This window comes from Serratia silvae (assembly GCF_023282985.1).
GTDB classification, from domain to species: Bacteria; Pseudomonadota; Gammaproteobacteria; order Enterobacterales; family Enterobacteriaceae; genus Chania; species Chania silvae.
This window is the reverse complement of the sequence record NZ_JAGQDC010000004.1, coordinates 132,678-156,082: the sequence shown is the minus strand read 5'-3', so window position 1 is coordinate 156,082 and position 23,405 is coordinate 132,678. Positions and strand designations below refer to the sequence as shown.

The 23,405-nt window shown below is 48.8% G+C and carries 15 protein-coding genes and 2 pseudogenes; 15 read left to right on the top strand and 2 right to left on the bottom strand.

The window, feature by feature from the left end:
* The first annotated feature begins 29 nt into the window (after positions 1–29).
* The 4 genes and pseudogenes from KAJ71_RS07245 to KAJ71_RS23525 all read left to right on the top strand — a co-directional run.
* On the top strand, positions 30–491 hold the full coding sequence (locus tag KAJ71_RS07245; RefSeq protein WP_248945094.1) for a fimbrial protein: 462 nt from the start codon (positions 30–32) through the stop codon (positions 489–491).
* Between the two features lie 10 nt (positions 492–501).
* Positions 502–1,065, top strand: coding sequence for a fimbrial protein (locus tag KAJ71_RS07240; RefSeq protein ID WP_248945093.1), 564 nt, complete (start codon positions 502–504; stop codon positions 1,063–1,065).
* A gap of 476 nt (positions 1,066–1,541) precedes the next feature.
* Positions 1,542–2,378, top strand: coding sequence for an MrpH family fimbial adhesin (locus KAJ71_RS23770; protein WP_511268705.1), 837 nt, complete (start codon positions 1,542–1,544; stop codon positions 2,376–2,378).
* 44 nt (positions 2,379–2,422) lie between these two features.
* Positions 2,423–2,533, top strand: a pseudogene (locus KAJ71_RS23525) (restriction endonuclease); the annotation flags it as partial.
* A 51-nt stretch (positions 2,534–2,584) separates the two neighbouring features.
* Here the strand turns inward: KAJ71_RS23525 and KAJ71_RS23520 are convergent.
* On the bottom strand, positions 2,585–2,971 hold the full coding sequence (locus KAJ71_RS23520; RefSeq protein ID WP_248945092.1) for a PIN domain-containing protein: 387 nt from the start codon (positions 2,969–2,971) through the stop codon (positions 2,585–2,587).
* A 433-nt stretch (positions 2,972–3,404) separates the two neighbouring features.
* On the opposite strand from KAJ71_RS23520, the gene dppA reads away from it, so the two are divergent.
* From dppA to KAJ71_RS07205, 6 genes are all read left to right on the top strand, one after another.
* Positions 3,405–5,012, top strand: a complete 1,608-nt coding sequence (dppA, locus tag KAJ71_RS07230; RefSeq protein ID WP_248945091.1) for a dipeptide ABC transporter periplasmic-binding protein DppA — start codon at positions 3,405–3,407, stop codon at positions 5,010–5,012.
* Between the two features lie 166 nt (positions 5,013–5,178).
* Positions 5,179–6,198, top strand: coding sequence for a dipeptide ABC transporter permease DppB (gene dppB, locus KAJ71_RS07225; RefSeq protein ID WP_037411866.1), 1,020 nt, complete (start codon positions 5,179–5,181; stop codon positions 6,196–6,198).
* An 11-nt stretch (positions 6,199–6,209) separates the two neighbouring features.
* Positions 6,210–7,112, top strand: coding sequence for a dipeptide ABC transporter permease DppC (gene dppC, locus KAJ71_RS07220; protein WP_024484208.1), 903 nt, complete (start codon positions 6,210–6,212; stop codon positions 7,110–7,112).
* 14 nt (positions 7,113–7,126) lie between these two features.
* A complete protein-coding gene (gene dppD / locus KAJ71_RS07215; RefSeq protein ID WP_248945090.1) occupies positions 7,127–8,107 on the top strand; it encodes a dipeptide ABC transporter ATP-binding protein in 981 nt (326 codons plus the stop codon).
* Positions 8,104–9,093, top strand: a complete 990-nt coding sequence (gene dppF / locus KAJ71_RS07210) for a dipeptide ABC transporter ATP-binding subunit DppF (protein ID WP_248945089.1) — start codon at positions 8,104–8,106, stop codon at positions 9,091–9,093. The genes dppD and dppF overlap by 4 nt, the downstream gene beginning before the upstream one ends.
* A 1,359-nt stretch (positions 9,094–10,452) precedes the next feature.
* Positions 10,453–11,187 carry a hypothetical protein gene (locus KAJ71_RS07205; protein ID WP_248945088.1) on the top strand — a complete coding sequence of 245 codons (735 nt, stop codon included), beginning with the start codon at positions 10,453–10,455 and terminating at the stop codon, positions 11,185–11,187.
* A gap of 39 nt (positions 11,188–11,226) precedes the next feature.
* On the opposite strand, the pseudogene KAJ71_RS07200 reads toward KAJ71_RS07205, so the two are convergent.
* Positions 11,227–11,449 (bottom strand): annotated as a pseudogene (locus KAJ71_RS07200) (transposase); the annotation flags it as partial.
* Positions 11,450–12,072: 623 nt separating this feature from the next.
* Here KAJ71_RS07200 and KAJ71_RS07195 point away from each other — a divergent pair.
* From KAJ71_RS07195 to iagB, 5 genes are all read left to right on the top strand, one after another.
* A complete protein-coding gene (locus KAJ71_RS07195; protein ID WP_248945087.1) occupies positions 12,073–12,642 on the top strand; it encodes a hypothetical protein in 570 nt (189 codons plus the stop codon).
* Between the two features lie 27 nt (positions 12,643–12,669).
* On the top strand, positions 12,670–19,773 hold the full coding sequence (locus KAJ71_RS07190) for an Ig-like domain-containing protein (protein ID WP_248945086.1): 7,104 nt from the start codon (positions 12,670–12,672) through the stop codon (positions 19,771–19,773).
* A gap of 1,058 nt (positions 19,774–20,831) precedes the next feature.
* Positions 20,832–21,695: a winged helix-turn-helix domain-containing protein gene (locus KAJ71_RS07185; protein WP_248945085.1), complete on the top strand. Its 864-nt coding sequence runs from the start codon at positions 20,832–20,834 to the stop codon at positions 21,693–21,695.
* Between the two features lie 145 nt (positions 21,696–21,840).
* Positions 21,841–22,881 (top strand): winged helix-turn-helix domain-containing protein, encoded by a 1,041-nt coding sequence (locus tag KAJ71_RS07180; protein WP_248945084.1) that lies wholly within the window; start codon positions 21,841–21,843, stop codon positions 22,879–22,881.
* Positions 22,882–22,883: 2 nt separating this feature from the next.
* Entirely contained in the window at positions 22,884–23,321 is a 438-nt protein-coding gene (gene iagB / locus KAJ71_RS07175; protein ID WP_248945235.1) for a type III secretion system invasion protein IagB, read from the top strand.
* Positions 23,322–23,405: the final 84 nt, after the last annotated feature.

The window sequence follows — 23,405 nt, the reverse complement described above, 5'->3', positions numbered from 1 at the left end:
TGACGGATAAAGCATCAGGATACTGTTTAGTGCTGCTGCTGACAGGTATGGCGCAGGCTGCGCCGCAAAGCCACACCAATGTGACGTACAGCGGCACCCTGATTGATATACCACCTTGTACTATTAATGACGGCAACCGGATTGATGTGGACTTTGGTGAACGGGTGGGCATCAACAAAGTTGATGGGGTGAACTACCGCCAGAGGTTGAACTATCAGATAACCTGCGAGGAGACCGCCAGCAACAGTGTGCTGACACTGAGTTTGAGCGGTGGTGCGACAGGATTCGACAGTGAGGCGCTGCGGACGGATAAGGCGGGCCTGGGTATCCGGGTGTATCAAAACGACCAGCCGTTTACGCCGAACAGCTCACTGAAGATAGACCAGACCAATCTGCCACGACTGGAAGCGGTGCCGGTGAAGAATGCCGGGGCCACCTTGACGGAAGGGGCATTTGAGGCCTGGGCAACGCTGCGAGCCGACTACCAATAAGGAGCTCGAGATGAAACGCAAGACAGGCTGTTATTTTGACTGTGCAGTGAAAGTGTCGGGGCTTGTTCCCTTGCTTGCCGCGCTGGTGGCTGGCCCGGCGCAGGCTACCGGGAAAAACAACGTACGTCTGTACGGTGCCCTGGTGGCGGAACCCTGTGTGGTGCAGCCAGGCGATGAAGAGATCACGCTTGATTTTGGCACGGTCATTGACAAGTACCTGTACCTGAACACGCGTACCCTGGGGCAGTCGTTCGAGATACACCTGGAGGAATGTGACCTGACACTGGGTAAGACGGTGAGCGTGACCTTTACCGGCACCGAAAGCAGCGCCTTGCCGGGACTACTGGCCCTTGACGGCCGCAGCGAGGCCTCGGGGATTGCCATCGGGCTTGAGACGCGGTCGGCCAAACCGCTGCCGCTCAATAAGGCAAGCGATAAACTCCTGCTGCAGGAAGGGAGCAACATTATTGCACTGAAGGCCTATGTACAGGGTGAGCCGGATGCCATCAGGAACCACCGTATCGAACGCGGACCCTTCAGTGCGGTGGCAACCTTCCACCTGGAATATGAGTAAAAGCGGGTGAGGAATGATTGAACCCATCCTCATACGGACGGCTCGAGCGCAATAGTGTGTTCGGCTGATCTTTTGCGACGCGCAAAGAGATATTTTATGGCCGATATATGGATGACTTTGCTTACCTACTGACATTTACGTAGGACAATCAAACGACTGCATGAATTTTTTGATGTGGGTGGCTTTGAAACACACCCAGTTAAAACACAACTGAGGAAAATTGAAAAATGGCTTTGATTAGCTGGGGATATGGTATGCCCCAAAGAGCCCCTGATAGCTCCGAGATAAATAGAAAACCATTGGGAACGTATTGCGCGCCTTTATGAGTAAACACAGTGGCGGAAGCTGTCGACGGCAGAGACCGACCTGCGTGTGCGGGAATTCGAGGCACGGTGGGTTAATTGGGTAAAACACCTATTACAGAACGTAAGGTGATTGCCCACTCTATTAAACAAATTAAAATCGGTACCTTTCTAATGCGTAATCACATGGTCTCAATACGGGGTGTGTCCCTAATAGGAACGCTATTAATCGCGCTAAACAGTTACGGAGGTCCTCCAACCCAAGTTATCGGCGTCGGTAGCCCAGACTTCACCAATCTCACCGGAATCCCCAATAGTTTTCCTAATGGGATCTCCTTGGGGGGATATGCCACTTTCTCCGGATATAGCAATCCCTTGGACGAGGTTATACCACCAGGGATGATCTACATGAGTCTTTATATATATGGGAGAGGCTATGAGGCGTCGGCGTTTTGCACCATCGGGGGGCAGCTGTGTAATATACCTGTGGTCCCCGGACAATCATTATCGTCTGTCATTACCTCAATACCTCGTCAATTCAATCCCAGGCCGCCTTACTGGATTACAGCTAATAGTACCGCAGGGGTGTGCGGGGGGTGGGTTTTGTCAGACGGGAAAGATGCGTCGCTGGCACAATACTCGATCGGTACCTTCCGATGTGGTGTACGACCACCGGATACACAATGTGAAATAACGCCTAATGATCTTAGTATAAACATAACAGTAAACAAGGGTGATAAAGCGACGGGGACGGTACGTGGGAGCGTGCATTGTAATCGGACTGCCAACGTGCGCATTCGTACGCCTGACATACCTGACAGCCGCCTGTATCTTGGACCTAGAGGGTACGCGCCGGTAGCGACTCTAACCATTAACGGCCGTCCCTCAGGGTTGGGTGCTGATATGACTGTGGGAATAGGCTCAGATCTTACGATAACTGCTAACATCGATGATACCAATAATGCTGGAGAATATTCTGGCAGTACCGCGGTCATAATCGAATACCGATGACATGATTTTGTTAGCAATCCCCACTAACTGGTGGGGGCATCTTCTTTTGGCTGAATGATGAATTTTACCTGATGGAGACAAAGTGGCATCAGAACAGGACGCCGGCTGCAGATCTTCACATCTTTGAAGGAAAACTCAGTACCAAGGCAACCTGGAAACTACCCGGCACGCTGAAATAACCTACCGGGCGTTATGCAACCATCCGCTTACTTCACCCAGTCCTCCAGCTTCAGGTCCGGTACCCGCGCAAATTCCCGCGTATTATTCGTCACCAGTATGGCGTCTGCCGCAATGGCATGCCCGGCAATCGCCGTGTCGTTGGGACCAGACAGCGCCGCCTTAACTTCAGTGGTGGCGTCCCCAGGCCTGGACGGCATCCAGGCGGGCGCAGAATGCGTCAACCAGTTGCGCGGGGAGACCTTTTTTCCGATAGCGCTGAAGCGCATCTTGGCGTAGGTGATGGCCGAGACCACGATGCGGTGATTGCGCAATACGGCCTGCTCAAGCCGCTTAATTACGGCTTCCGGCTGCTCGCGCATGATGAACGAGCAAATGTTGGTGTCCAGCATATCGGTGTCTTTTACCGGGATCACAAAAATAACCGTTCAGATATTCATCATTCAGCAATAATCTTTTTTGGTTTTTTATTGGAGGTTAATGCTGGTTAGCTACTGATAGCTGGTTCATGAAGCTGATAATCATCCTGTAGCACAAATTTTAATGCTGTAAATGTTGCTGAAAGGTTTTTTTTATGTTTGCTTGCTGTTTCTCACAGTCTATGTAAATCCCTACTGGTTATATTGACGGCACCCCAAACAGTTGGCAATTTGGTACCCTCAGGGATAAGAGCGAGAGGTGTATGAGTGATATTCACGCGCTCAAACGCTCTGCCACGATGCGTTCCATCCGGTATTCTCGCGCTTTTTATTCCTCCTGCCTTCGGGCACTGACCGCACAGGCCGCGTAACAAAAAATATTAGGCTCTGGCGGTAATACACACACCACATCACATACGGAGCACTAGCGATGACAAGTTCCTTGGGTAAATCAGGGATTCTGAAATTCGGTATCGGCCTGATTGCGCTGACCGTTGCGGCCAGCGTACAGGCAAAGACGCTGGTTTACTGTTCTGAAGGTTCTCCTGAAGGGTTTAACCCGCAGTTGTTCACCTCCGGCACCACCTATGATGCCAGCTCAGTGCCAATCTATAACCGTCTGGTTGAGTTTAAACTGGGCACCACCGAACTGGAACCCGGCCTGGCAGAGAAGTGGGACGTCAGCGAAGATGGTAAAACCTATACCTTCCACCTGCGCAAAGGCGTGAAGTGGCAGGACAGCAAAAATTTCAAACCTACCCGTGATTTTAACGCCGACGACGTGGTGTACTCCTTCATGCGTCAGCTCGATCCGAACCACCCTTACCACAAGGTTTCTGGCGGCAGCTATGAATACTTCCAGGGTATGGGCATGCAGGATCTGATCAGCAAAGTCGAGAAAGTGGACGACAACACCGTACGCTTCACGCTGACCCGTCCAGAAGCGCCATTCCTGGCTGACCTGGGTATGGACTTCGCTTCCATCCTGTCTGCGGAATATGCCGATAAGATGATGAAAGCCGGTACGCCAGAGAAAGTAGACCTGAACCCAGTGGGTACCGGGCCGTTCCAGCTGGTGCAGTACCAGAAAGACTCCAAAATCCTCTACAAGGCCTTTGACGGCTTCTGGGGTACCAAACCGAAGATCGATCGCCTGGTGTTCTCCATCACGCCAGACGCCTCGGTGCGTTACGCCAAGCTGCAGAAAAACGAGTGCCAGGTCATGCCGTACCCGAACCCGGCAGACATCGCTCGCATGAAGCAGGACAAAACCATCAACCTGATGGAACAGCCTGGCCTGAACGTCGGCTACCTGTCGTTCAACACCGAGAAGAAGCCGCTGGATAACGTGAAGGTGCGTCAGGCACTGACCATGGCGGTGAACAAGCAGGCCATCGTGGATGCGGTTTATCAGGGGGCGGGTCAACCTGCCAAGAACCTGATCCCACCAACCATGTGGGGCTATAACGACGAGGTCAAAGACTACGCTTACGATCCGGTCAAGGCCAAAGAACTGCTGAAAGAAGCGGGTATGCCGGATGGATTCTCCATCGATCTGTGGGCCATGCCGGTACAACGTCCGTATAACCCGAACGCACGTCGTATGGCTGAAATGATCCAGTCCGACTGGGCGAAGATTGGCGTCAATGCCAAGATCGTCACCTACGAATGGGGCGAATACCTCAAGCGTGCCAAAGACGGTGAGCATCAGACGGTGATGATGGGTTGGACCGGTGACAATGGGGACCCAGATAACTTCTTCGCCACGCTGTTCAGCTGTGCGGCCGCCAAAGATGGTTCCAACTATTCCCGTTGGTGCTACAAGCCGTTTGAGGATCTGATCCAACCGGCCCGTGCCGAATCGAACCACGACAAACGCGTTGCACTCTACAAACAGGCTCAGGTAGTGATGCACGATCAGGCTCCGGCGCTGATTGTGGCCCACTCCACCGTTTACGAGCCAGTGCGTAAAGAAGTGAAGGGCTATGTGGTCGATCCGCTTGGTAAGCATCACTTTGAGAACGTTTCTCTGGACTAAGCCTGACCAATAAGGCGAGTTAAAAGACGAGGAAAGTTAATAGGCAGGGTCGCAATACGTTGCGCCCCTGCATTCCCGTCTCCAGAAGAATGTCGTGAAGCGTGTGAGTTTTAATAAGCCTGGCGGACGATGAGCTGCCGGGCACTTTATACAGAGAGTTCGGGATATGTTGCAGTTCATACTCCGACGTTTGGGGTTAGTTATCCCAACGTTTATCGGCATAACGTTGCTGACTTTTGCATTCGTCCATATGATCCCCGGCGATCCGGTGACCATTATGGCCGGGGAACGCGGGATCTCCGCAGAGCGCCATGCACAACTGATGGCAGAGATGGGGCTGGATAAACCGCTCTATCAACAATACTTCAATTACGTCACCAACGTGCTGCATGGCGATTTGGGGACGTCCCTCAAGAGCCGTATCTCCGTGTGGGAAGAGTTTGTGCCGCGCTTTAAGGCCACCCTGGAACTGGGCCTGTGCGCGATGCTCTTCGCGGTGATTGTCGGTATCCCGGTCGGGGTGTTGGCGGCCGTCAGGCGAGGTTCGGTGTTTGACCATACCGCCGTGGGTATCTCCCTGACCGGTTATTCAATGCCGATCTTCTGGTGGGGCATGATGCTGATCATGCTGGTTTCGGTACAGCTCAATCTCACGCCCGTATCGGGGCGAATAAGCGATACGGTCTTCCTCGATGACAGCCTGCCGCTGACCGGCTTTATGCTGATCGACACCCTGATCTGGGGTGAACCGGGTGATTTCATCGACGCCGTGATGCATATGATCCTGCCCGCCATCGTATTGGGCACCATCCCGCTGGCGGTTATCGTGCGTATGACTCGCTCCTCCATGCTGGAAGTGCTGGGTGAAGACTATATTCGTACCGCGCGCGCCAAGGGTGTGAGCCGTATGCGGGTGATCGTGGTACACGCATTGCGTAACGCCTTGCTGCCGGTGGTGACGGTGATCGGCTTGCAGGTCGGCACCATGCTGGCCGGGGCGATCCTGACCGAAACCATCTTCTCCTGGCCGGGGCTGGGCCGCTGGCTGATGGATGCATTGCAACGCCGTGATTACCCGGTTGTTCAGGGCGGCGTATTGCTGGTCGCCTGTATGATTATTCTGGTTAACCTGCTGGTAGATGTGCTCTACGGCGTAGTTAACCCGCGTATTCGCCACAAGAAATAAGGGGCGCTCTGATGTCTCAAATTACCGAGTCTGTAGTGAAAGGTGCGCCGAAGCCAATGACCCCGTTCCAGGAGTTTTGGCACTATTTCAAGCGCAACAAAGGGGCCGTCGTTGGCCTGGTTTATATCGTTATCATGCTGGTGGTTGCCGTGGGTGCCGGGTTCCTCGCTCCACATGCGCCCGCAGAACAGTTTCGCGATGCTCTGCTTCGGCCTCCGGTCTGGGAGACTGGTGGCAGCTGGAAGTTTATTCTGGGTACCGACGATGTAGGGCGTGATGTGCTGTCGCGTCTGATGTACGGTGCCAGGCTCTCACTGCTGGTAGGCTGCCTGGTGGTGGTGCTTTCGCTGGTGATGGGCGTGGTATTCGGCCTGTTGGCCGGTTATTTCGGCGGCGTGGTGGATGCCATCATCATGCGCGTGGTCGATATCATGCTGGCACTGCCAAGCCTGTTGTTGGCGCTGGTGCTGGTGGCGGTGTTTGGCCCCTCGATTGTTAACGCCTCGCTGGCGCTGACCTTTGTTGCTTTGCCGCACTATGTCCGCTTGACCCGTGCTGCGGTGCTGGTGGAAGTGAACCGCGATTACGTGACGGCTTCCCGCGTGGCGGGGGCTGGGGCGGCGCGTCAGATGTTCGTCAATATCCTGCCAAACTGCCTGGCACCACTGATCGTGCAGGCTTCTCTCGGTTTCTCGAACGCCATTTTGGATATGGCCGCTCTCGGCTTCCTGGGTATGGGGGCGCAACCGCCAACGCCGGAGTGGGGCACCATGCTCTCCGACGTACTGCAGTTCGCGCAAAGTGCCTGGTGGGTTGTGACCTTCCCAGGGGTGGCAATTCTGCTGACGGTTTTGGCCTTTAACCTGATGGGGGACGGCTTGCGTGATGCTCTCGACCCCAAACTCAAGCAGTAACAGAGGAAGAGAGAATGGCGTTATTAAATGTAGACAAGCTTTCGGTGCACTTCGGTGACGAAAGTGCGCCGTTCCGCGCGGTAGACCGAATCAGCTACAGCGTAGAACAGGGGCAGGTGGTTGGCATCGTCGGCGAATCCGGCTCCGGTAAATCCGTCAGCTCGCTGGCGATCATGGGGTTGATCGATTATCCCGGCAAGGTGATGGCCGACAAGTTGGAGTTCAACGGCCAGGACCTGCGGAAAATCTCGGAAAAAGAGCGCCGCCAACTGGTGGGCTCCGAAGTGGCGATGATTTTCCAGGATCCGATGACCAGCCTGAACCCGTGCTATACCGTGGGTTTCCAGATTATGGAAGCGTTGAAGGTGCATCAGGGCGGTAACCGCCGCACCCGTCGTCAACGTGCTATCGATCTTTTGACCCAAGTGGGTATTCCCGATCCGGCCTCGCGGCTGGACGTTTACCCTCATCAGCTTTCCGGCGGGATGAGCCAGCGTGTGATGATCGCCATGGCAATCGCCTGCCGGCCCAAGCTGCTGATTGCGGATGAACCAACGACCGCACTCGATGTGACCATTCAGGCCCAGATCATTGAGCTGCTGCTCGAGCTGCAACAGCGCGAAAACATGGCGTTGCTGTTGATCACCCACGATCTGGCGCTGGTGGCGGAAGCCGCACACCACATCATCGTGATGTACGCCGGGCAGGTGGTGGAGTCTGGCAAGGCGGTAGAAATTTTCCGTTCGCCGCGCCACCCGTATACCCAAGCACTGCTGCGTGCATTGCCGGAATTTGCCACCGACAAGGCGCGTTTGGCCTCGCTGCCTGGCGTAGTGCCGGGCAAGTACGATAGGCCAGAAGGCTGCTTGCTGAACCCGCGCTGCCCGTATGCTACCCAACGCTGTCGCGAAGAAGAGCCGGAACTGCGCAGCATTCCCGGCCGTCAGGTTAAATGTCACACACCGCTGGATGATGCGGGGAGGCCGACCGTATGAGCCAGAACCACCCTTTATTGCAGGCCATTGACCTGAAAAAACACTACCCGGTCAAGAAGGGGCTGTTTGCCCCGGAACGGCTGGTGAAGGCGCTGGACGGGGTTTCCTTTACCCTTGAGCGCGGTAAAACCCTGGCGGTGGTTGGGGAGTCTGGCTGTGGCAAGTCCACGCTGGGCCGCCTGCTGACCATGATCGAAATCCCTACCGGTGGTGAGCTGTACTATCAGGGGCAAGATCTGCTTAAGCCGGACGTGACGGCAGAGAAGTTGCGCCGACAGAAGATCCAGATCGTGTTCCAGAATCCTTACGGATCGCTTAACCCACGCAAGAAGGTGGGGCAGATCCTCGAGGAGCCGCTGTTGATCAACACCTCGTTGAGCAGCGCCGAACGGCGTGAGAAAGCGCTGGAGATGATGGCGAAGGTCGGTCTGAAAACCGAACATTACGACCGTTACCCGCATATGTTTTCAGGCGGTCAGCGTCAGCGTATTGCTATTGCGCGTGGGCTGATGCTCAACCCGGACGTGGTGATTGCCGATGAGCCGGTCTCTGCGCTGGACGTGTCCGTGCGTGCGCAGGTGCTGAACCTGATGATGGATCTGCAACAGGAGCTGGGGCTGTCTTACGTGTTTATCTCCCACGATCTGTCGGTGGTTGAGCACATCGCCGATGAAGTGATGGTGATGTACCTCGGCCGCTGCGTGGAGAAGGGCAGTAAAGAAGCCATTTTCAACAACCCGCGCCATCCGTACACTCAGGCACTGCTATCTGCTACGCCGCGCCTGAACCCGGATATGCGCCGTGAGCGCATCAAGCTGACCGGCGAACTGCCAAGCCCGATGAACCCACCGCCGGGCTGTGCGTTTAACGCCCGCTGCCGCCGTGCCTTTGGCACCTGCACCCAGCTGCAACCGCAGCTCAAGCAGTATGGCGACCAGATGGTGGCCTGCTTTGCCGTCGACCAGGATGAAGCCACGGGGTCTTGAGCCTACTCTCAGGGCTGACAACTTAGCGGCGCAGCAATTGCTGCGCCCGTTAACCTCAACAACGTTGCCATTTTGTCCTCAACCTCACGCCGGTAGCGATACTGGCGTTTTTTGTTTGCCCAGCGAAGCTGGCAAACCCGTCGGGCGGCAAGAAGCCGAACAGCCTCGACTGAGGGGAAGGTATATTCCTGATATGATTGAAAATAGTCATGATCAATCTTAAATAAATGAGAGATAACACTCAGATCTTGTGAGTAGCAAAAAGTTCCATTAAAAGTGGGATCCGGCCCTGACACTGAGGGGGAGGGCCTTACCCGGCTTTCGAAACAACAGGAGCGCTATATGATAGTTATTTATTTAATAATACCGTAATTTAGTAATTTCAATGTTCAATGGAGAGATTTTATGAGCACCGTACAAGGCCTTAATTCATCATCATCCGTTATGCCAGAATGCCCTGTCAGAGGCCAAGTCGGATAGCAAGGTAACAACAGCCATTATTTCCAAATTGAAAGCCGTTTGTAACACCCCAAATGGTATCTCAACTCATTCTTCTGAATATAGGGTAGTTAAGTATTGTTTGAATGAGTTGAAAACCGTCTTGACTTCTCAGGACACGAAGGGAGCAACGAAAAAATTAGAGACCATGGGCAAGATCGAGGCCCGTGTTGAGTATCAGCACGCTGACAAAGTTATTAATGAAAAGACGATTAGTTCTTATAGCAATAATAAGCGTCAGGAGTCATTTTAAGATACCTTGGCGGCAAATGAAAGTAAAGCTCGGACAGAAGGTTACCATCACAAAAAAGAACGTTCGCGCGTGTATAACGAAAACGTAAAAAATAACACCGAGCATAAAGATGCTGGGATGTGGAAGTAAATTCGGTTAGTCAGGAATAGGTTGATAAAAAATGCTTATCATCGGAGTGTAGGGAACCTACCAATCACGCTGTATCATTGTCAACTTATTAACGGTGATCGTTTTTACCCGTCATACTTCAAGTTGCTTGTGTGTTGGCTTTCCTCGTTTACCTGAATCACTGCTCATCGGGATTCGCTGTATTGCACTTTCATGCAACTAGAATTATTTTGGGTATAGACGGTCACTGCACTCGATAATAAAACGGCTCATTGTCAACCGGGTAGCGTGTTGAGTCCTTTTCTTGGTCGTTGTGCGTATAAATGGGCAAAGGTGTATATTTTTATATCTTTCTTGTTAGGCGCGGAATAGCTCTTATTGCACCATCGGCTGAACCTGCGGACACTTCGACTGTACGATGGTGTCAGAACTTGGAGCCCGGAGCTACTGCGTTAACTATTAAATCGCTATCACAGCAGAATGTTTCAATGGAGAGGTTTATGAGTACCGTACAACGTAGTAATTTATCATCATGGATTATTCTGGATACTTTTAAAACAGCTGAGTCAGAGGCTAAAATGAATAAAAAGGTAACGAAAGCCTTAATTTCAAAATTGAACGCTGTTTGTAACCACAAAAATACCATCTCAAATAATAAATGGGAACATGTGAGCAATAGCTCCGGAGTTCCGGAATGGTATCAAGATAGAAACAAAATCAAGGGGTGTTTGAAAAGCATTAAGGAAGTCTTAAACAAGCAACGTTCGCAGGAAAGAACAAAAAAATTAAGGAGCCTGAAAAAGCTCGATGCTATGGTTGACAATCTATATGCTAAAAAAACAACAAATAAAAAAACGATAAATTCTAAAGATATAAAAGAACTGCTGGTGAAGCTAGATAAAATTAAAGAATGCGAGAATATTCTTAAAAAGAAAATAAAAGTAAATGGTTCGCTTAAATTTGACTCCGGTTCTTTACTCTTGCTGAATAAAAATAAAAATGTTTTGAAAGAAAATATCAAGAAAATGATGGGTGAATTAAATTCTTCTAGCTATAAGCATAATCCCAAAAAAGCTAGCGCTCTAATAGATATATCATCTAAACTGAATAAAACTGTACATAAGGTAGTAATAGCTTATAACAAAGACCCTTCACAACAATCAGTAGAGGATCTCATGTTAGTCAATACATATAGCCGCGGTGGTATTGTATCGCGTCAAAAAAAGACTCGCTAGGCTAGAGCTTGTCCATAATTCTGTGTAACTGCCAACGTATTAAAGGTCGGCGTTTAAACACTCACCGAACTCGATAATAAAATGACTCATTGCCAACCGCCAGTTCTGGATCGGCATATTCCATTTTTCGATGCCGCTTGGATCACCATATAAATCATGTTGCGCACTGAGTCATCTGTCGGGAACACTTTACGTTTCTTTATCGCCTGCCGATCACGCTGTTCAGTGACTCGGTAGCATTGGTTGTGTAGATAGCTTTGCGGGTATTTTTCATCCCAGATGCCGACCACTTTGTAGTCTTTCCATCATTACCTTGAATGTGGCGACGATTTCCCTCGTGGTCATCCCTTTGGCATATAAGGATAAAATCTGGTTATCCATCTGCGTGATACGCGTCTGGTTTTACTTTACCAGTTCGGCAGTAAGTGGCTTAAATTTCTTTTCGTCCCTCCATTGTCAGGAAGAAAATATCAAAAACAGGCAATTACACAATTTAAATTACAGTTTCCCTTTAGCGGGTTATTTTTTCCAAATCTGATTTTGTTGTTCGGTCATTTTTTTTGCACTGCTTTTTCTATGGCAGTGTTCAGCTCAACATTATTATTCAAGGCTTTTTTATACTAAAATCTTCTTTGATTATTAGTATTTCACTATATTACCACATGATTTTTAGCCGTTGTCAAAAAAATGATTTAACTATTCGTCGCCGGTATCAATTCTCGCTTGCCACGGCGAATTTTCTCATTGGATTCCCATCATGATTCATCCCGACCAAGGTGTGATACTCATGAGATGATGTTGCATTTTTACTCCTGGTTCTGGTGCAGCGTGCTATTTTAATGAGAGTGCAAGATAAAGAACTGGGTTATTTATATAAGGGATGTAATGGATACTCGACATTATTGGCCAGTAGGGGATATTTACTTTTCACATGGGGTGTCCAGTGTGATGGAGAAAGCTGGTTTGTTGGCTGAAGAACAGGGGTATTTGTTCATCAACCTGGACGGAAGTTCATTGGTTGACTTTCTTTCTTGCTTTGGCGAGCTCCGTTTTTCAAAGCGTGCTGTAGTTATTATTGTTAGCCAAAAACTAAAGCCGTTGGCGCTATTTTATCTTGCCGAATTAGAAAGTGTGATTGCCGTTTTTTATAACACAACCTCAGAAGAAAAAATTGTTATGTGGTTAAGTGATACTCTGAACGGTAAACATAAAATGAAACCCCAGGACTTCAATTCGTGCTTCCTGAATCAACAAGATGTCTTACTGTTAACATTTGTCCTGAAGGGCTACAGCATCAGGTTTATTCAGCGTTATTTCGCACGTGGTTATTCGACGATCTATTGTTGGAAAGCAAAATTGGCCAGTAAACTGGGTGTCAAAAAAATAGAGCATCTCTTACTTAAAAAAGTATCTACTCATGATATTACAACGCGTTATCTCAATGACGCTGCATAACGTGCAGCATGATTCTGTGGAAACCTTATGAAAAAAAATCGCAGGGACAATGTTCCGTTACGCCTCAGGCTTTTTACGTGGCTGAATATTAGTGTTCAAACCGTGTTTCCCGTGGCCTATTCCATCACCCCTTCCGTTGCCGTAGCGAAAAGCGAAGGCCGACTGCTTGAACAGGTGGCTTCTCCTCATAGACCGGAAACAAAAGTATACATCCTGAAGGCCGGAGAGTCGGTAACGACGGTTGCCAGTAAATTTAACATGACTGTTGACGGTTTGCGTAAATTAAACTTCGCACAGGGTTTTGACCGTCTCCAACCGGGAGATGAACTGTATGTGCCTCTGGCACCGCTTCCTGCGGTGAAATGGGACGATATAGCGAAAGAACCACAGCAGGATAATGCGCAACAGCAAAAACTGGCAGGCTTCGCTTCACAGGCTGGTTCTACGTTTGCCACACAGTCCGGCAGTGATGCTGCGACTTCTATGGCTCTGGGGATGTTCTCTGGCGAGGTTGGTAACCATATTCAGCAGTGGCTTAGCCAGTTTGGGACTGCCAGAGTACAACTGGATGTGGATAAAAATATCACATTAAAAAACTCGCAGCTCGATCTGCTGGCACCTCTATATGATCAAGATAACAATCTCGTTTTCACCCAAGGGAGCTTGCATCGTACCGATGACCGCGCTCAGGCGAATCTGGGGATTGGCTTGCGTCAGTTCCAGCGCGATCAGATGCTGGGCAGCAACATTTTCTTTGATTATGACTTGTCGCGTAACCATGCCCGTATGGGCGTGGGGGCGGAATACTGGCGTGATTTTGTTAAGTTGGGTGCCAACGGTTACCTGCGTTTGACAAACTGGAGGGATTCTGCCGATTTTAACGATTATGAGGAGCGCCCAGCTAATGGCTGGGATCTTCGTTCTGAGTTTTGGCTTCCGGCATGGCCCCAGCTTGGCGGTAAATTGATGTATGAGCAGTACTATGGCCAGGACGTCGCACTGTTTGGCAAAGATAATCGACAAAATAACCCGCACGCGTTTACTGCAGGTATCAATTACACACCGTTTCCGTTAGTGACGCTTAGTGCGGAACTGCGTCAGGGTAAATCGGGTGAAAATGACTCCCGGCTTGGGGTACAGATGACGTACCAACCGGGTGTACCGTGGCATCAACAAATGGAGCCTGATGCGGTTCGCGCGCAGCGTAGCCTGGTAGGGAGCCGTTATGATCTGGTGAGCCGTAACAATAATATTGTGCTGGAATACCGCAAGAAAGAGGTTATTCGTCTCCATATGACGGGTCAGGTGACGGGCTACGCGGGGGAGACTAAGTCATTGAATGTTTCTGTGAATAGTAAATATGGTCTGGAACGGATTAACTGGTCGGCTCCCGAACTGCTGGCGGCTGGGGGGAGGATTGTCAGTGAAGGTATCGGCAATTACAACGTGGTACTACCTGACTACCACCCTGGTTCACTGGGCGTGAATACCTATACGGTAAAAGGTGTTGCTGTTGATAAGAAAGGAAATGTCTCCCAGGGCGAGACAACGCAGGTCACAGTCACTCAGGCTGCAATTAATGGTACCAAAAGTACGCTGACGCCTGCTGATATCATACTCCCCGCCGATGGTAAAACGCAGCAAGCACTGGTACTGAAGGTGAATGATATGGCGGGCCTCCCTGTTGATATTCGCGAGGATGAAATTAGCCTGAAGCGTGAAGTGAAAATTCGCGGTACCAGCAGTGCGACTATTTCTGGCTTTAAGCGCCGTGCCGCAGGCGAATATGTCGCCATGATCACTGCCGGAACGATGCCGGAACTTTTCAGCGTAACCGCCTCAGCGCGTGACACGACGTTTTCTTCGGCCAGCGTCATGATGACGGCTGATGTGACCACGGCGCGTCTTGACAGCCTGACGTTGGTGGCCAATGAGGCCCTTGCTGATGGGATTGCGCAGAACAAAATCCACATGCGCGTTATTGATGGAGAGGGGAACCTTGTTGCGCAGCAGAGCGTCAACCTGAAGGCCGATAATCAGGCGAACATCGCGAAAACGGCGACGACGGATGACAAGGGCGAAGCGATCGTGGTTGTGACCAGCACTCGTGCTGGGGAGAGCCTGATCACCGCAAATATTGATGGCAAAGGTGAACAGCAGGTTTCGCTGACATTCTTACCGGACGGTAGTTCGTCACAGATCAGCGAAAGTAATATGACGATAACGCCGGAGATTTCTATTGCGGATGGTCGCACCAAGAAAACTATCGCCGTTGTGGTGACCGATAAGCACGGCAACCCGGCTGCGGATGTCAACGTGGCATTTTCGGCGGATAACAGTGCTATCCTCGGCCAGAAAGAAGTGAAAACTGATGCTAAAGGGCAGGCTTCTATCACGCTGACCAGCACGGTAGCGGGCAATGTTCTGGTGACCGCGCAGGTCAATAATAACAGAACAACCCGTAGTACAACTTTTATCGGCAATAGTGCCACGGCGTTGGTGGCATCGGTTACTCCACAGGAAGGGCCGTATAAAGCGGATGGGACGACGGGGGTTATGTTCAGTGCGTTGATTACCGATAAAAGTGGTAACCCGTTGCCGGATGTCGCAGTGGATTGGACGTCAGATCGTGATAGCAGTCAGGTAAGGTTCAATAATGCACAGAGCGTAACGGGTAAAGATGGGATGGCGAAAGCGAGTATTACCAGTACGCGAGCTTTCCCTGTATCGGTTACGGCATTTACTAACTCGGCATCACTTACGGCAGCCCCTGTGGCATTTGAAGCCGATAGTCAACAAGGGATCATCAGCCAACTGAGCATCAGCACTCAGGCTATCATTGCCAACCAGCATGACAGCGCGGAACTGCTTGCCAAAGTCGCCGATAAGTATGGCAACCCGTTGAGCAATGTTGATGTCACCTGGTCGGCAGACCTAGGGGCAGAGGTGTCAACCTCAACGCCGAAAACGGATCAAGAGGGTGTTGCACGGGCCACCGTTGTGGCTGACCGTGCGGGTTCGTTCACGATTAACGCCGCGCTGAAAAATGGCCAGACGAAGGGTACCGTAGTCAAGGCAATGGCTGATGCACAAACGGCTTCGGTCGTGGTGGCATCATCAGCAGAAGACACCATGGTCGGGGATCCAGATGGCATCACGCTGACCGCCACAGCGATTGATGAACTGGGTAATCCGGTTGCGGATACCAGTATCGCCTGGCGTGCTACACGCAACACGCTTGCCTCAGATGTTTCCATGACGGATAAAAACGGTAAGGCGACCGTTAAGCTGAGCGGTGTCGTGAGCGGTGAAACTACGGTGACCGCAGTGCTGTATAATGGCAACACTGGAACGAAAAATATCGTCTTTACCCCAGCAGTACCTGTCTCAGAGCACAGTGAACTGACGGTTACGCCTCAGTCTGTTACCGCAGACGGCACTACCCAGGCTACGGCAACCCTGACGCTGCGAGATGCTTGGGATAACCTGGTTCCAAGACAGCAGGTGGCATTCAAATCTGATGAGAACACGATTGCTTTTACGACAGTGAAAGATAATGGCGACGGAACTTACCAGACTCTGGTCACGGGTAAGAAAGAGGGAACCTGGACGTTAACTGCACACAGCCAGTCTGTTTCCAGAAGCACGGTCATTGGTCTTCTGGCGAATGCTACGTCGTCTGTCGTAGAGAGTGTCAGTGTAGTTGGCACAGATACCGCGAAGGCTGACGGTAAGGAAAAGGTGATCCTGCGGGCTCAGGTTAAAGACAAAAATGGTAATACCCAATTGCCGGGTGTCGCCGTGGGATGGCAGGCCACAGGTGGTGTGCTCTCTGTTCCTGTCAGTAAAACCAACGCCTATGGTGTTGCGGAAATGACGTTAACCAGCAAACAGGCCGGGCAGGTCAACGTCTTTGCCGTATTGGGGGGAAACCAGCCGGTTGATGCCGATAAAGTGGTGACCTTCACGGCTGGAGCTGTGGCTACCGAACGCTCAACGATAGCCATTTCGCCTTCAACGATCGTGGCGGATAAAGAACGCGCCATCGTCCGCGTGGCGGTTAACGATGCAGAAGGTAACCCGCTTTCCGGGCTGGAAAAAGCGATCACACTCAGCTATTCAACCGATCTGGCGATGGAAACAGCCGTTTTTTCTCAAAAGACGCCAGGTGTTTATGAAGCACAGATTACCGGGAGAAAGGTCGGTACGACTAACGTTACCGCTCTAGTTAATGCTGCTGCGATTAAACAGCGTGCCACTCTGGTTCTGAAAGCGGATGACAGTTCTGCAAAAGTGAACGGTCAGATTGCTGTCACACCTACATCGGCAACGGTGGGACAGTCGGTTACCTATACGGCAACGTTGGTCGATAAGAACGGCAATCTGTTGGGTGCGGGCATTCCGGTGACCTGGAGCGCCAACAAAGGTAGCCAACTTGCCTCGCAGGTAACCTTATCGGATAAGGCTGGCAAGGCACGCGTGTCTCTGACCCGCCTGTTGGCTGGCATGGCAGAAGTCAGGGTGATACTGCCATCGGGTGAAACGCTAGCGCCGAAAGTGGAATTCAATGCCGATAGCGCAGATGAAAGCCACTCTGAGCTGACGCTTGCCCCTGCGGCGATTGTGGCCGGACAAGAGGTCGCAATTCTTTCCCTGGTGCTGAAAGACAAGAACGGTAACCTGCTGGTTAAACAGTCGGTTGAAGGCCTGAGTGACAACAATACGGTGACAATTGCCAAGAGTAAGGAAGAAAAGGCTGGGTATTACACCCTGGTAGCTACGGGGAATCGAGCCGGTAAGGCAATACTGTCGGTGAAAGTTAACGGTGTCACCTTTAAGCAGACCAAATCTCTGGTCGTAAAAGGTGATACCAGTAGCTGGAGCATCGACCAGGTCACAGCGGATAAATCCAGTTTTATCGCCGGTGATAATAATGGTGTGACTTACCGTGCCAGTGTTGTCGACAGTTATGGCAATAAACTGCAAGGTGTCGTGGTTTCCTGGCAACTGATTGGCCAGGCAGACAGTTTTATGCCGACTTCACGTACTGACGCTGAAGGGATTGCGACCACCACAGTGAAAAGCCGCACGGCAGGGAAATTGGCCATGTCTGCCTATCTTGATGAAAAAAATCATCGCGACGCCGCTGTGGTGGAGGTAAAAGCGGCAGCGATTGATGGCGGCAAATCGACCTTCAGCGCAGACAAAGCCAAAATCGGTTCAGATGGAAAAGAAGCCTCAACACTAACCGTGACGTTAAAGGACAGCTATGGCAATGCGATTACCGGGAAAACGGTTAGCTTTGAAGGAGCTTCAGCACTGGAGGGCTTTACCGTATCGAAGGTGACGGGCAACGATGACGGTACTTACCGCGCACAGGCAACAGCAACCAACAAGGGAAAAGTCTTGTTGATGGCGAAAGCGGATGGCAAAACCATTGGCAACAAAATTGAGGTTACCGTTGGCGCTATAATGCCAGATCTGAAGTTTGACAATGTATTGCAGCAGGAGGTCTACACCAAAAGGTTTAACCGCTCGCAAGTGGTAAAAGGGATGCCCGCCGGCGTTGCGCAGATGTGGTCCAGTTCCGATGCCGCCGTCGCAACGGTTGATAAGACAACAGGTAAAGTGACGCTGTTAAAGGCGGGAGAGGCTAAAATAACCGTCTATACGCCCGGCAACGCGCAATATGAGCCCGCGTTGGCGAGTTATATGCTGACGGTTGACAAGGCTGCACCGGGGATTAACGTTGACAATGGCAAGCCGATCTCGGCAGTGTGGGCGGATGGGAAAATCTATTCGATCGCTCCGTCGTTCAACAATAATGACGTAGGTACGGCATTGACCCCAGCTTACCGCAGTGAAGATCCGAAGATTGTTACCACTGGCAAAGATGGAAAATTAACGGCGGTAAAACCCGGTACGGCACTGGTCACTATCAGCACCAGTGAAACGGAGCAGTTTAAAGCAGAAAAGTTGAATGTGACCTATGTTTTGGCCAAGGCGAATATTGATCTGAGTTTTTCGAAAGCGGAAGAACAATATCGTTTTGATGACAAGGTAGAAGTCCAGCCGTTAAAAAAGGAGATCCCAAAGGATGCGGGCGGATACCTTCAGTGGAACTCCAGTGATAACACTGTTGTGACAATCAATAACGGTATTATCAACGGCGTGAAGCCAGGGAAGTCGCAAATCACGGTAAGGGTCACTGCCAATGATTTCTATGAACAATCAAGCTCGTCGTACCATATTTCTGTTTTCGATAAACCTTCCGTCAGTACGGGACTACAAGCTACCGAGTTGGGGCGGCGTGTAGTGCTGTCTGGCAGTTGGAAACCAGTCTACAACGATGATACGCTGATATTCACTTGGGTAGCCAATATGGGAAATGGGACTTCTCCGATTAACAGTGCAAAAATCGAGTTAGTGAACTCATCTGGTTACACTGTTGAAAGTAAAAGCCTGAATGCAGGCGAATTGGCAAAAGGTAAAGGAGAGGTGAAATTCTCCAATTCCCGCAACAGATTCGGTGAAAAATTTTCTGTTAGAAGCGACTGGGAAGGGAAATTAGGATTGGCGAGCAAAGGCCAAGAGCAGCGCGCCACGACTTACCCTGCCGGGCCGGAAACACTCTATACTCTGCAATACCGTGTAGCGCAACAGCTTTGGCATCACGGTGATGCCGTGGGAGCGACGACTGGCCATCGCACGACTGGACACTGTACCGGATCTGATTGGGCGATGCTTAGACTGGGTTATACTATGGGCTTCAAAGGGATAGAGTCGAAATATTTAAGCGAGTATAAAGATCCGAGCATCAAGATCTCCTTCACTAAAAGGAGTGGGATTGGCGCTATTACTATTGGACATCCAGAATATTACTCTAATAAAACCAAAGAGGTAGATACTTCACAATATCAATCTCATCCTACTTATCGTATTATGGCAAATTGTCGTCATGCAAATTCATCTGTTAACGATGGCTATTACACACCCACTGTCAGTATTAGAAATTATGGTGGGATAACCGATGTGGAAGTGCCAACGGAGTTTAAATGGAATAACGGATGGAATGCTAATAATGGTGAGGGGTGGGTACACCAGGACTGGTCAACCGTTAAGGTGTGGTGATAAGCGCCCCGGTGTCTATACCCAAAATAATTCGAGTTGCATTGAGACGACAACCGCCCGAATCCCGATGAGTTTACTCCGGTAAGAGATTCGGGTGAGTAAGGGCAACCAACAAAGATGCAGCTTGAAGAATGACGAGTATAAACTATCGCTGTTGCCGTAATGTAAAGAGGATCAAGACCCGGCTTCCATTTATCTGGTGGAGCCGGTTTTTTACGCCGTCATGCAGCAGTATAAGTTATACTCAAGCATCCTATGCCACACAATAAGCCTACAGAAAAAATGCAGCATTCCTGATAGTTTTCGGGATTTTTCTCCCACCAATGGATCAATAAACGACGATATCGCTTGAACCAGCTATGCGTCCGTTCTCACGCCTAGCCAGCTTGGCCAGCTTGGCCAGCTTGGCTGGCTCGTTTTTTCAACGCATCTGATTGATGTCGAGAACGTTCACCTCCGAAATAACATAGGACAGAGGCATCTATTAGTGTCAGGCGAACCGCATTTAGGCTTTGCTGAATAATAGGGAATCATGTTGTTCGACCATGCCTTTTTTGGCTGGAAATGCTAACCTCTCCAGATCTCATGGCCCTGCATATGGTGTAACTGTATGATGTTACGTAATGGGAATCCACCGGATTCATGGATAATCAGATAAAATAGATTTACTCAACAAAGCCTCGCATTTATGGCAGTCCTGTTATCGACTCGACGACGATGGTGAACCAAGAGGGATAAATCTGATGTCTTGGGAGTAGAAGACCATTTTCCCCATAAGGTGTCAGAAATTAACCAACTGTTTCATGTTCAGTTGATGTCTATTTTACCGTTTTCCGAAATACTTTATAGGTAATGCCAATTGGGATAGTTGCCAAGTCTGGTTTTTACTAAATATAGTAATATTTACAAAAATGTAGTTAGAGGTTAAGTTCTAATTAACTTGCCTGTAACTATATGATTTTATTTGTGTTTTTATTTTTTATTTTTTTAATTAGATTAATTTTTATTATAACTGCATAAAATTATTGATTATAATGCTGTGAATTTCACTTCCGATCATGAGCAAAAATGATGAAAATATACTTTCAATGTCACTGCCTATGAAGATAATGGCTTTTCTCGTAGGCGGTTATGAAATGATTTGTGAGATGGTTAAAGTGAATTATAGATATTTTTTTGATGACTACATTGTGGATGAAGGTAATTCGCTGTCTAGAAATGGTCAGTATGTCAGAATACCACCCAAGGAAATGATGTTGCTTGAGCTTTTTCTTGAGAGAGCAGGGGAGATTATAACAAAGGATGAGATTATAGAAAGGGTGTGGCGTGGCGGGGTTGTCTCCGATGAGTCATTAACACGTTGTGTATATAATCTAAGAAAGATCCTTTTAAAGACTAAAGATATAGAGACACTATATGGTAAGGGATATCGATTTGTTGGTCAGGTCAGCCGCGGGCATGTATCAGAACCGATAGGTGGACATCACGAAAATACGATAAGAACTGCTATATTTCCATACCAGATGGCAAATAAGCTGTATTCCATAGAGCTTAATGATCAGATCATTGATATTATTCATTTGCATTTTTCTAATGAATGTGAAAATTATGTTCTTGCCTCTCTTGCATTTAATCAGATGGCGAATAAATATCATGAGATGCTAAATATGGTTCAGGTAGGAGAGATCGATTTTTATATTACCGGTTCCGAGATTAATTATAAAGGAGAGAAGAAGGTACGGCTCGAATTAACTTGCGGAGCAAACCATGGGGTGATAAAGCGCGTCGTGTTACCACTACATCAACGTTTGGATGATGATCTTATTTGTCACTCCAATGAGATTGTGAATATGCTATCGTTTATTGATAACGGCAATGATAATTTTCCAAGGGGCAGCGCATCGCTGCCATCGGTTAGATAGATAGCTATCAGCGAGTAGTGAAAGTGAGGGTGTTATTGCACGATTCTGATGTTCTACGCATGATTATTTTTTAGTAATGATTGTTTTATTAAAGTGGATTTATGATGTATGAGTATAGTGTTACTCCATATTTAATGGAGGCATGATGCAAAACATAAATGGCATTAGTTGTTATAAATTTTCTGGCTACACACTATATCCAAATATTCATTTGGAAAAGAGTGGTGAAATTATCCCCTTACCACCAAAAGAGTTAAGGGTGCTAACTTGTTTAGTGGAAGGTGCCGGAAGAATTATTAGTAAAGATGATTTGTTGAATTATGCCTGGGGGTTTTCAGGGGTTAGTGATGAATCGCTAACGCGCTGTATTTATGCATTACGACGCTATCTTGGAGATAAAGGAGTCAATAAATCCATCTGTACCATTTATTCCCGAGGATATTATTTTAGTTCACCTGTCAAGATTTGTGCCAATGAGGATGATGATGACTCAGCTCGGTATGAAGAGGGTGGGATAATGTTTCATGACGAGTCTCGAGTGCTGGATGTGAATTTAGATTGCGATAGATTTTTTAATAAAAAACTGCAAAATGATGTTTATAGTATAGAGGATATGAAGGGTATTGTTGATGATTATCTTTATGTATACATTTTGAGAGATTCGCTATCACATTACAGAACCATTAGCATGATCCAGATTCAGGCCAAAGAGATTCTGTTATCTGACCCTTTAAATGTTGATGTTTTGGCGATGCTTGGTATTATCTTGTCATTAGGCAATAATGAATATCGCTATTCTATCTATTTATTGCAGGCGAAAATTTTAGCACCAAATAATCTGACGGTTAATTACTATTTGGCATGTTTAGCTTATCTTAGTAAAGACTATTTTTCAGCGTATGATATCTTGCAGAAAAAGGTGGCGACATCGTTAGCTATTCCCAAATTCAATTGGTTACTTAAACTGGTAAAAAAGAAGTTTAATAGTGATAGGTTTAGCGCGGTTGACTCATTTTCTGACCTGAATAAAATGGCTGTCATTGAACGGTCATATTTACATCAGAATGGAGCCAATGGACAGGTAAATAAAAGCATACTTGGTAATATAAAAACACTTAGAAATGTAGAGAAATCAAAGTCGATAATAGTGAGGAAGTTAAAATGTGTGGGGATTTTTTTTCTATGAAAATGAACAGACTTCCCATCATCTTGATGTTTATATTGCCGGTGGCAAAGGCAGATTGTTGGATTTACGCAGAGCAAAAATTCGGGATAGAAAGTAAGCTTCTTACTGCCATTGCTCAGGTTGAATCAGGGATGAAACAAGAAGCTAAGGGTGTTAACAAAAATGGTTCCGTTGACTATGGCCTGATGCAAATAAACAGTATGCATTTACCACGTTTACAGCGTATTGGTATCAGTAAAGATCTGCTATATAAAGATCCCTGTGTTTCGGTATTAGTCGGGGCTTCTATATTATCTGAGATGATGAAAATCTATGGTTACTCTTGGGAGGCGGTGGGTGCCTACAACGCTGGAACAGGGAAGGGGCGTCATAAATTGCGTATGAAATATGCCAGCAAGGTATGGCGGGTCTATAATAAAATGGAAGTCACCAAGAACTAACCAAGGTGATGGGATTATGATGGATTTCTGGGTGGAGGAGGGGGATTCATTATATTTTGGTCATGATTTGTTGTGGTGTTGCTT

Excerpts from the sequence above, each read along its gene's own strand:
- KAJ71_RS07240 (WP_248945093.1), top strand. The coding sequence starts at position 502 with ATGAAACGCAAGACAGGCTGTTATTTTGACTGTGCAGTGAAAGTGTCG.
- KAJ71_RS23770 (WP_511268705.1), top strand. The coding sequence starts at position 1,542 with ATGCGTAATCACATGGTCTCAATACGGGGTGTGTCCCTAATAGGAACG.
- dppA (WP_248945091.1), top strand. The coding sequence starts at position 3,405 with ATGACAAGTTCCTTGGGTAAATCAGGGATTCTGAAATTCGGTATCGGC.
- dppB (WP_037411866.1), top strand. The coding sequence starts at position 5,179 with ATGTTGCAGTTCATACTCCGACGTTTGGGGTTAGTTATCCCAACGTTT.
- dppC (WP_024484208.1), top strand. The coding sequence starts at position 6,210 with ATGTCTCAAATTACCGAGTCTGTAGTGAAAGGTGCGCCGAAGCCAATG.
- dppD (WP_248945090.1), top strand. The coding sequence starts at position 7,127 with ATGGCGTTATTAAATGTAGACAAGCTTTCGGTGCACTTCGGTGACGAA.
- dppF (WP_248945089.1), top strand. The coding sequence starts at position 8,104 with ATGAGCCAGAACCACCCTTTATTGCAGGCCATTGACCTGAAAAAACAC.
- KAJ71_RS07205 (WP_248945088.1), top strand. The coding sequence starts at position 10,453 with ATGAGTACCGTACAACGTAGTAATTTATCATCATGGATTATTCTGGAT.
- KAJ71_RS07195 (WP_248945087.1), top strand. The coding sequence starts at position 12,073 with ATGGATACTCGACATTATTGGCCAGTAGGGGATATTTACTTTTCACAT.
- KAJ71_RS07190 (WP_248945086.1), top strand. The coding sequence starts at position 12,670 with ATGAAAAAAAATCGCAGGGACAATGTTCCGTTACGCCTCAGGCTTTTT.
- KAJ71_RS07185 (WP_248945085.1), top strand. The coding sequence starts at position 20,832 with ATGAGCAAAAATGATGAAAATATACTTTCAATGTCACTGCCTATGAAG.
- KAJ71_RS07180 (WP_248945084.1), top strand. The coding sequence starts at position 21,841 with ATGCAAAACATAAATGGCATTAGTTGTTATAAATTTTCTGGCTACACA.
- iagB (WP_248945235.1), top strand. The coding sequence starts at position 22,884 with ATGAACAGACTTCCCATCATCTTGATGTTTATATTGCCGGTGGCAAAG.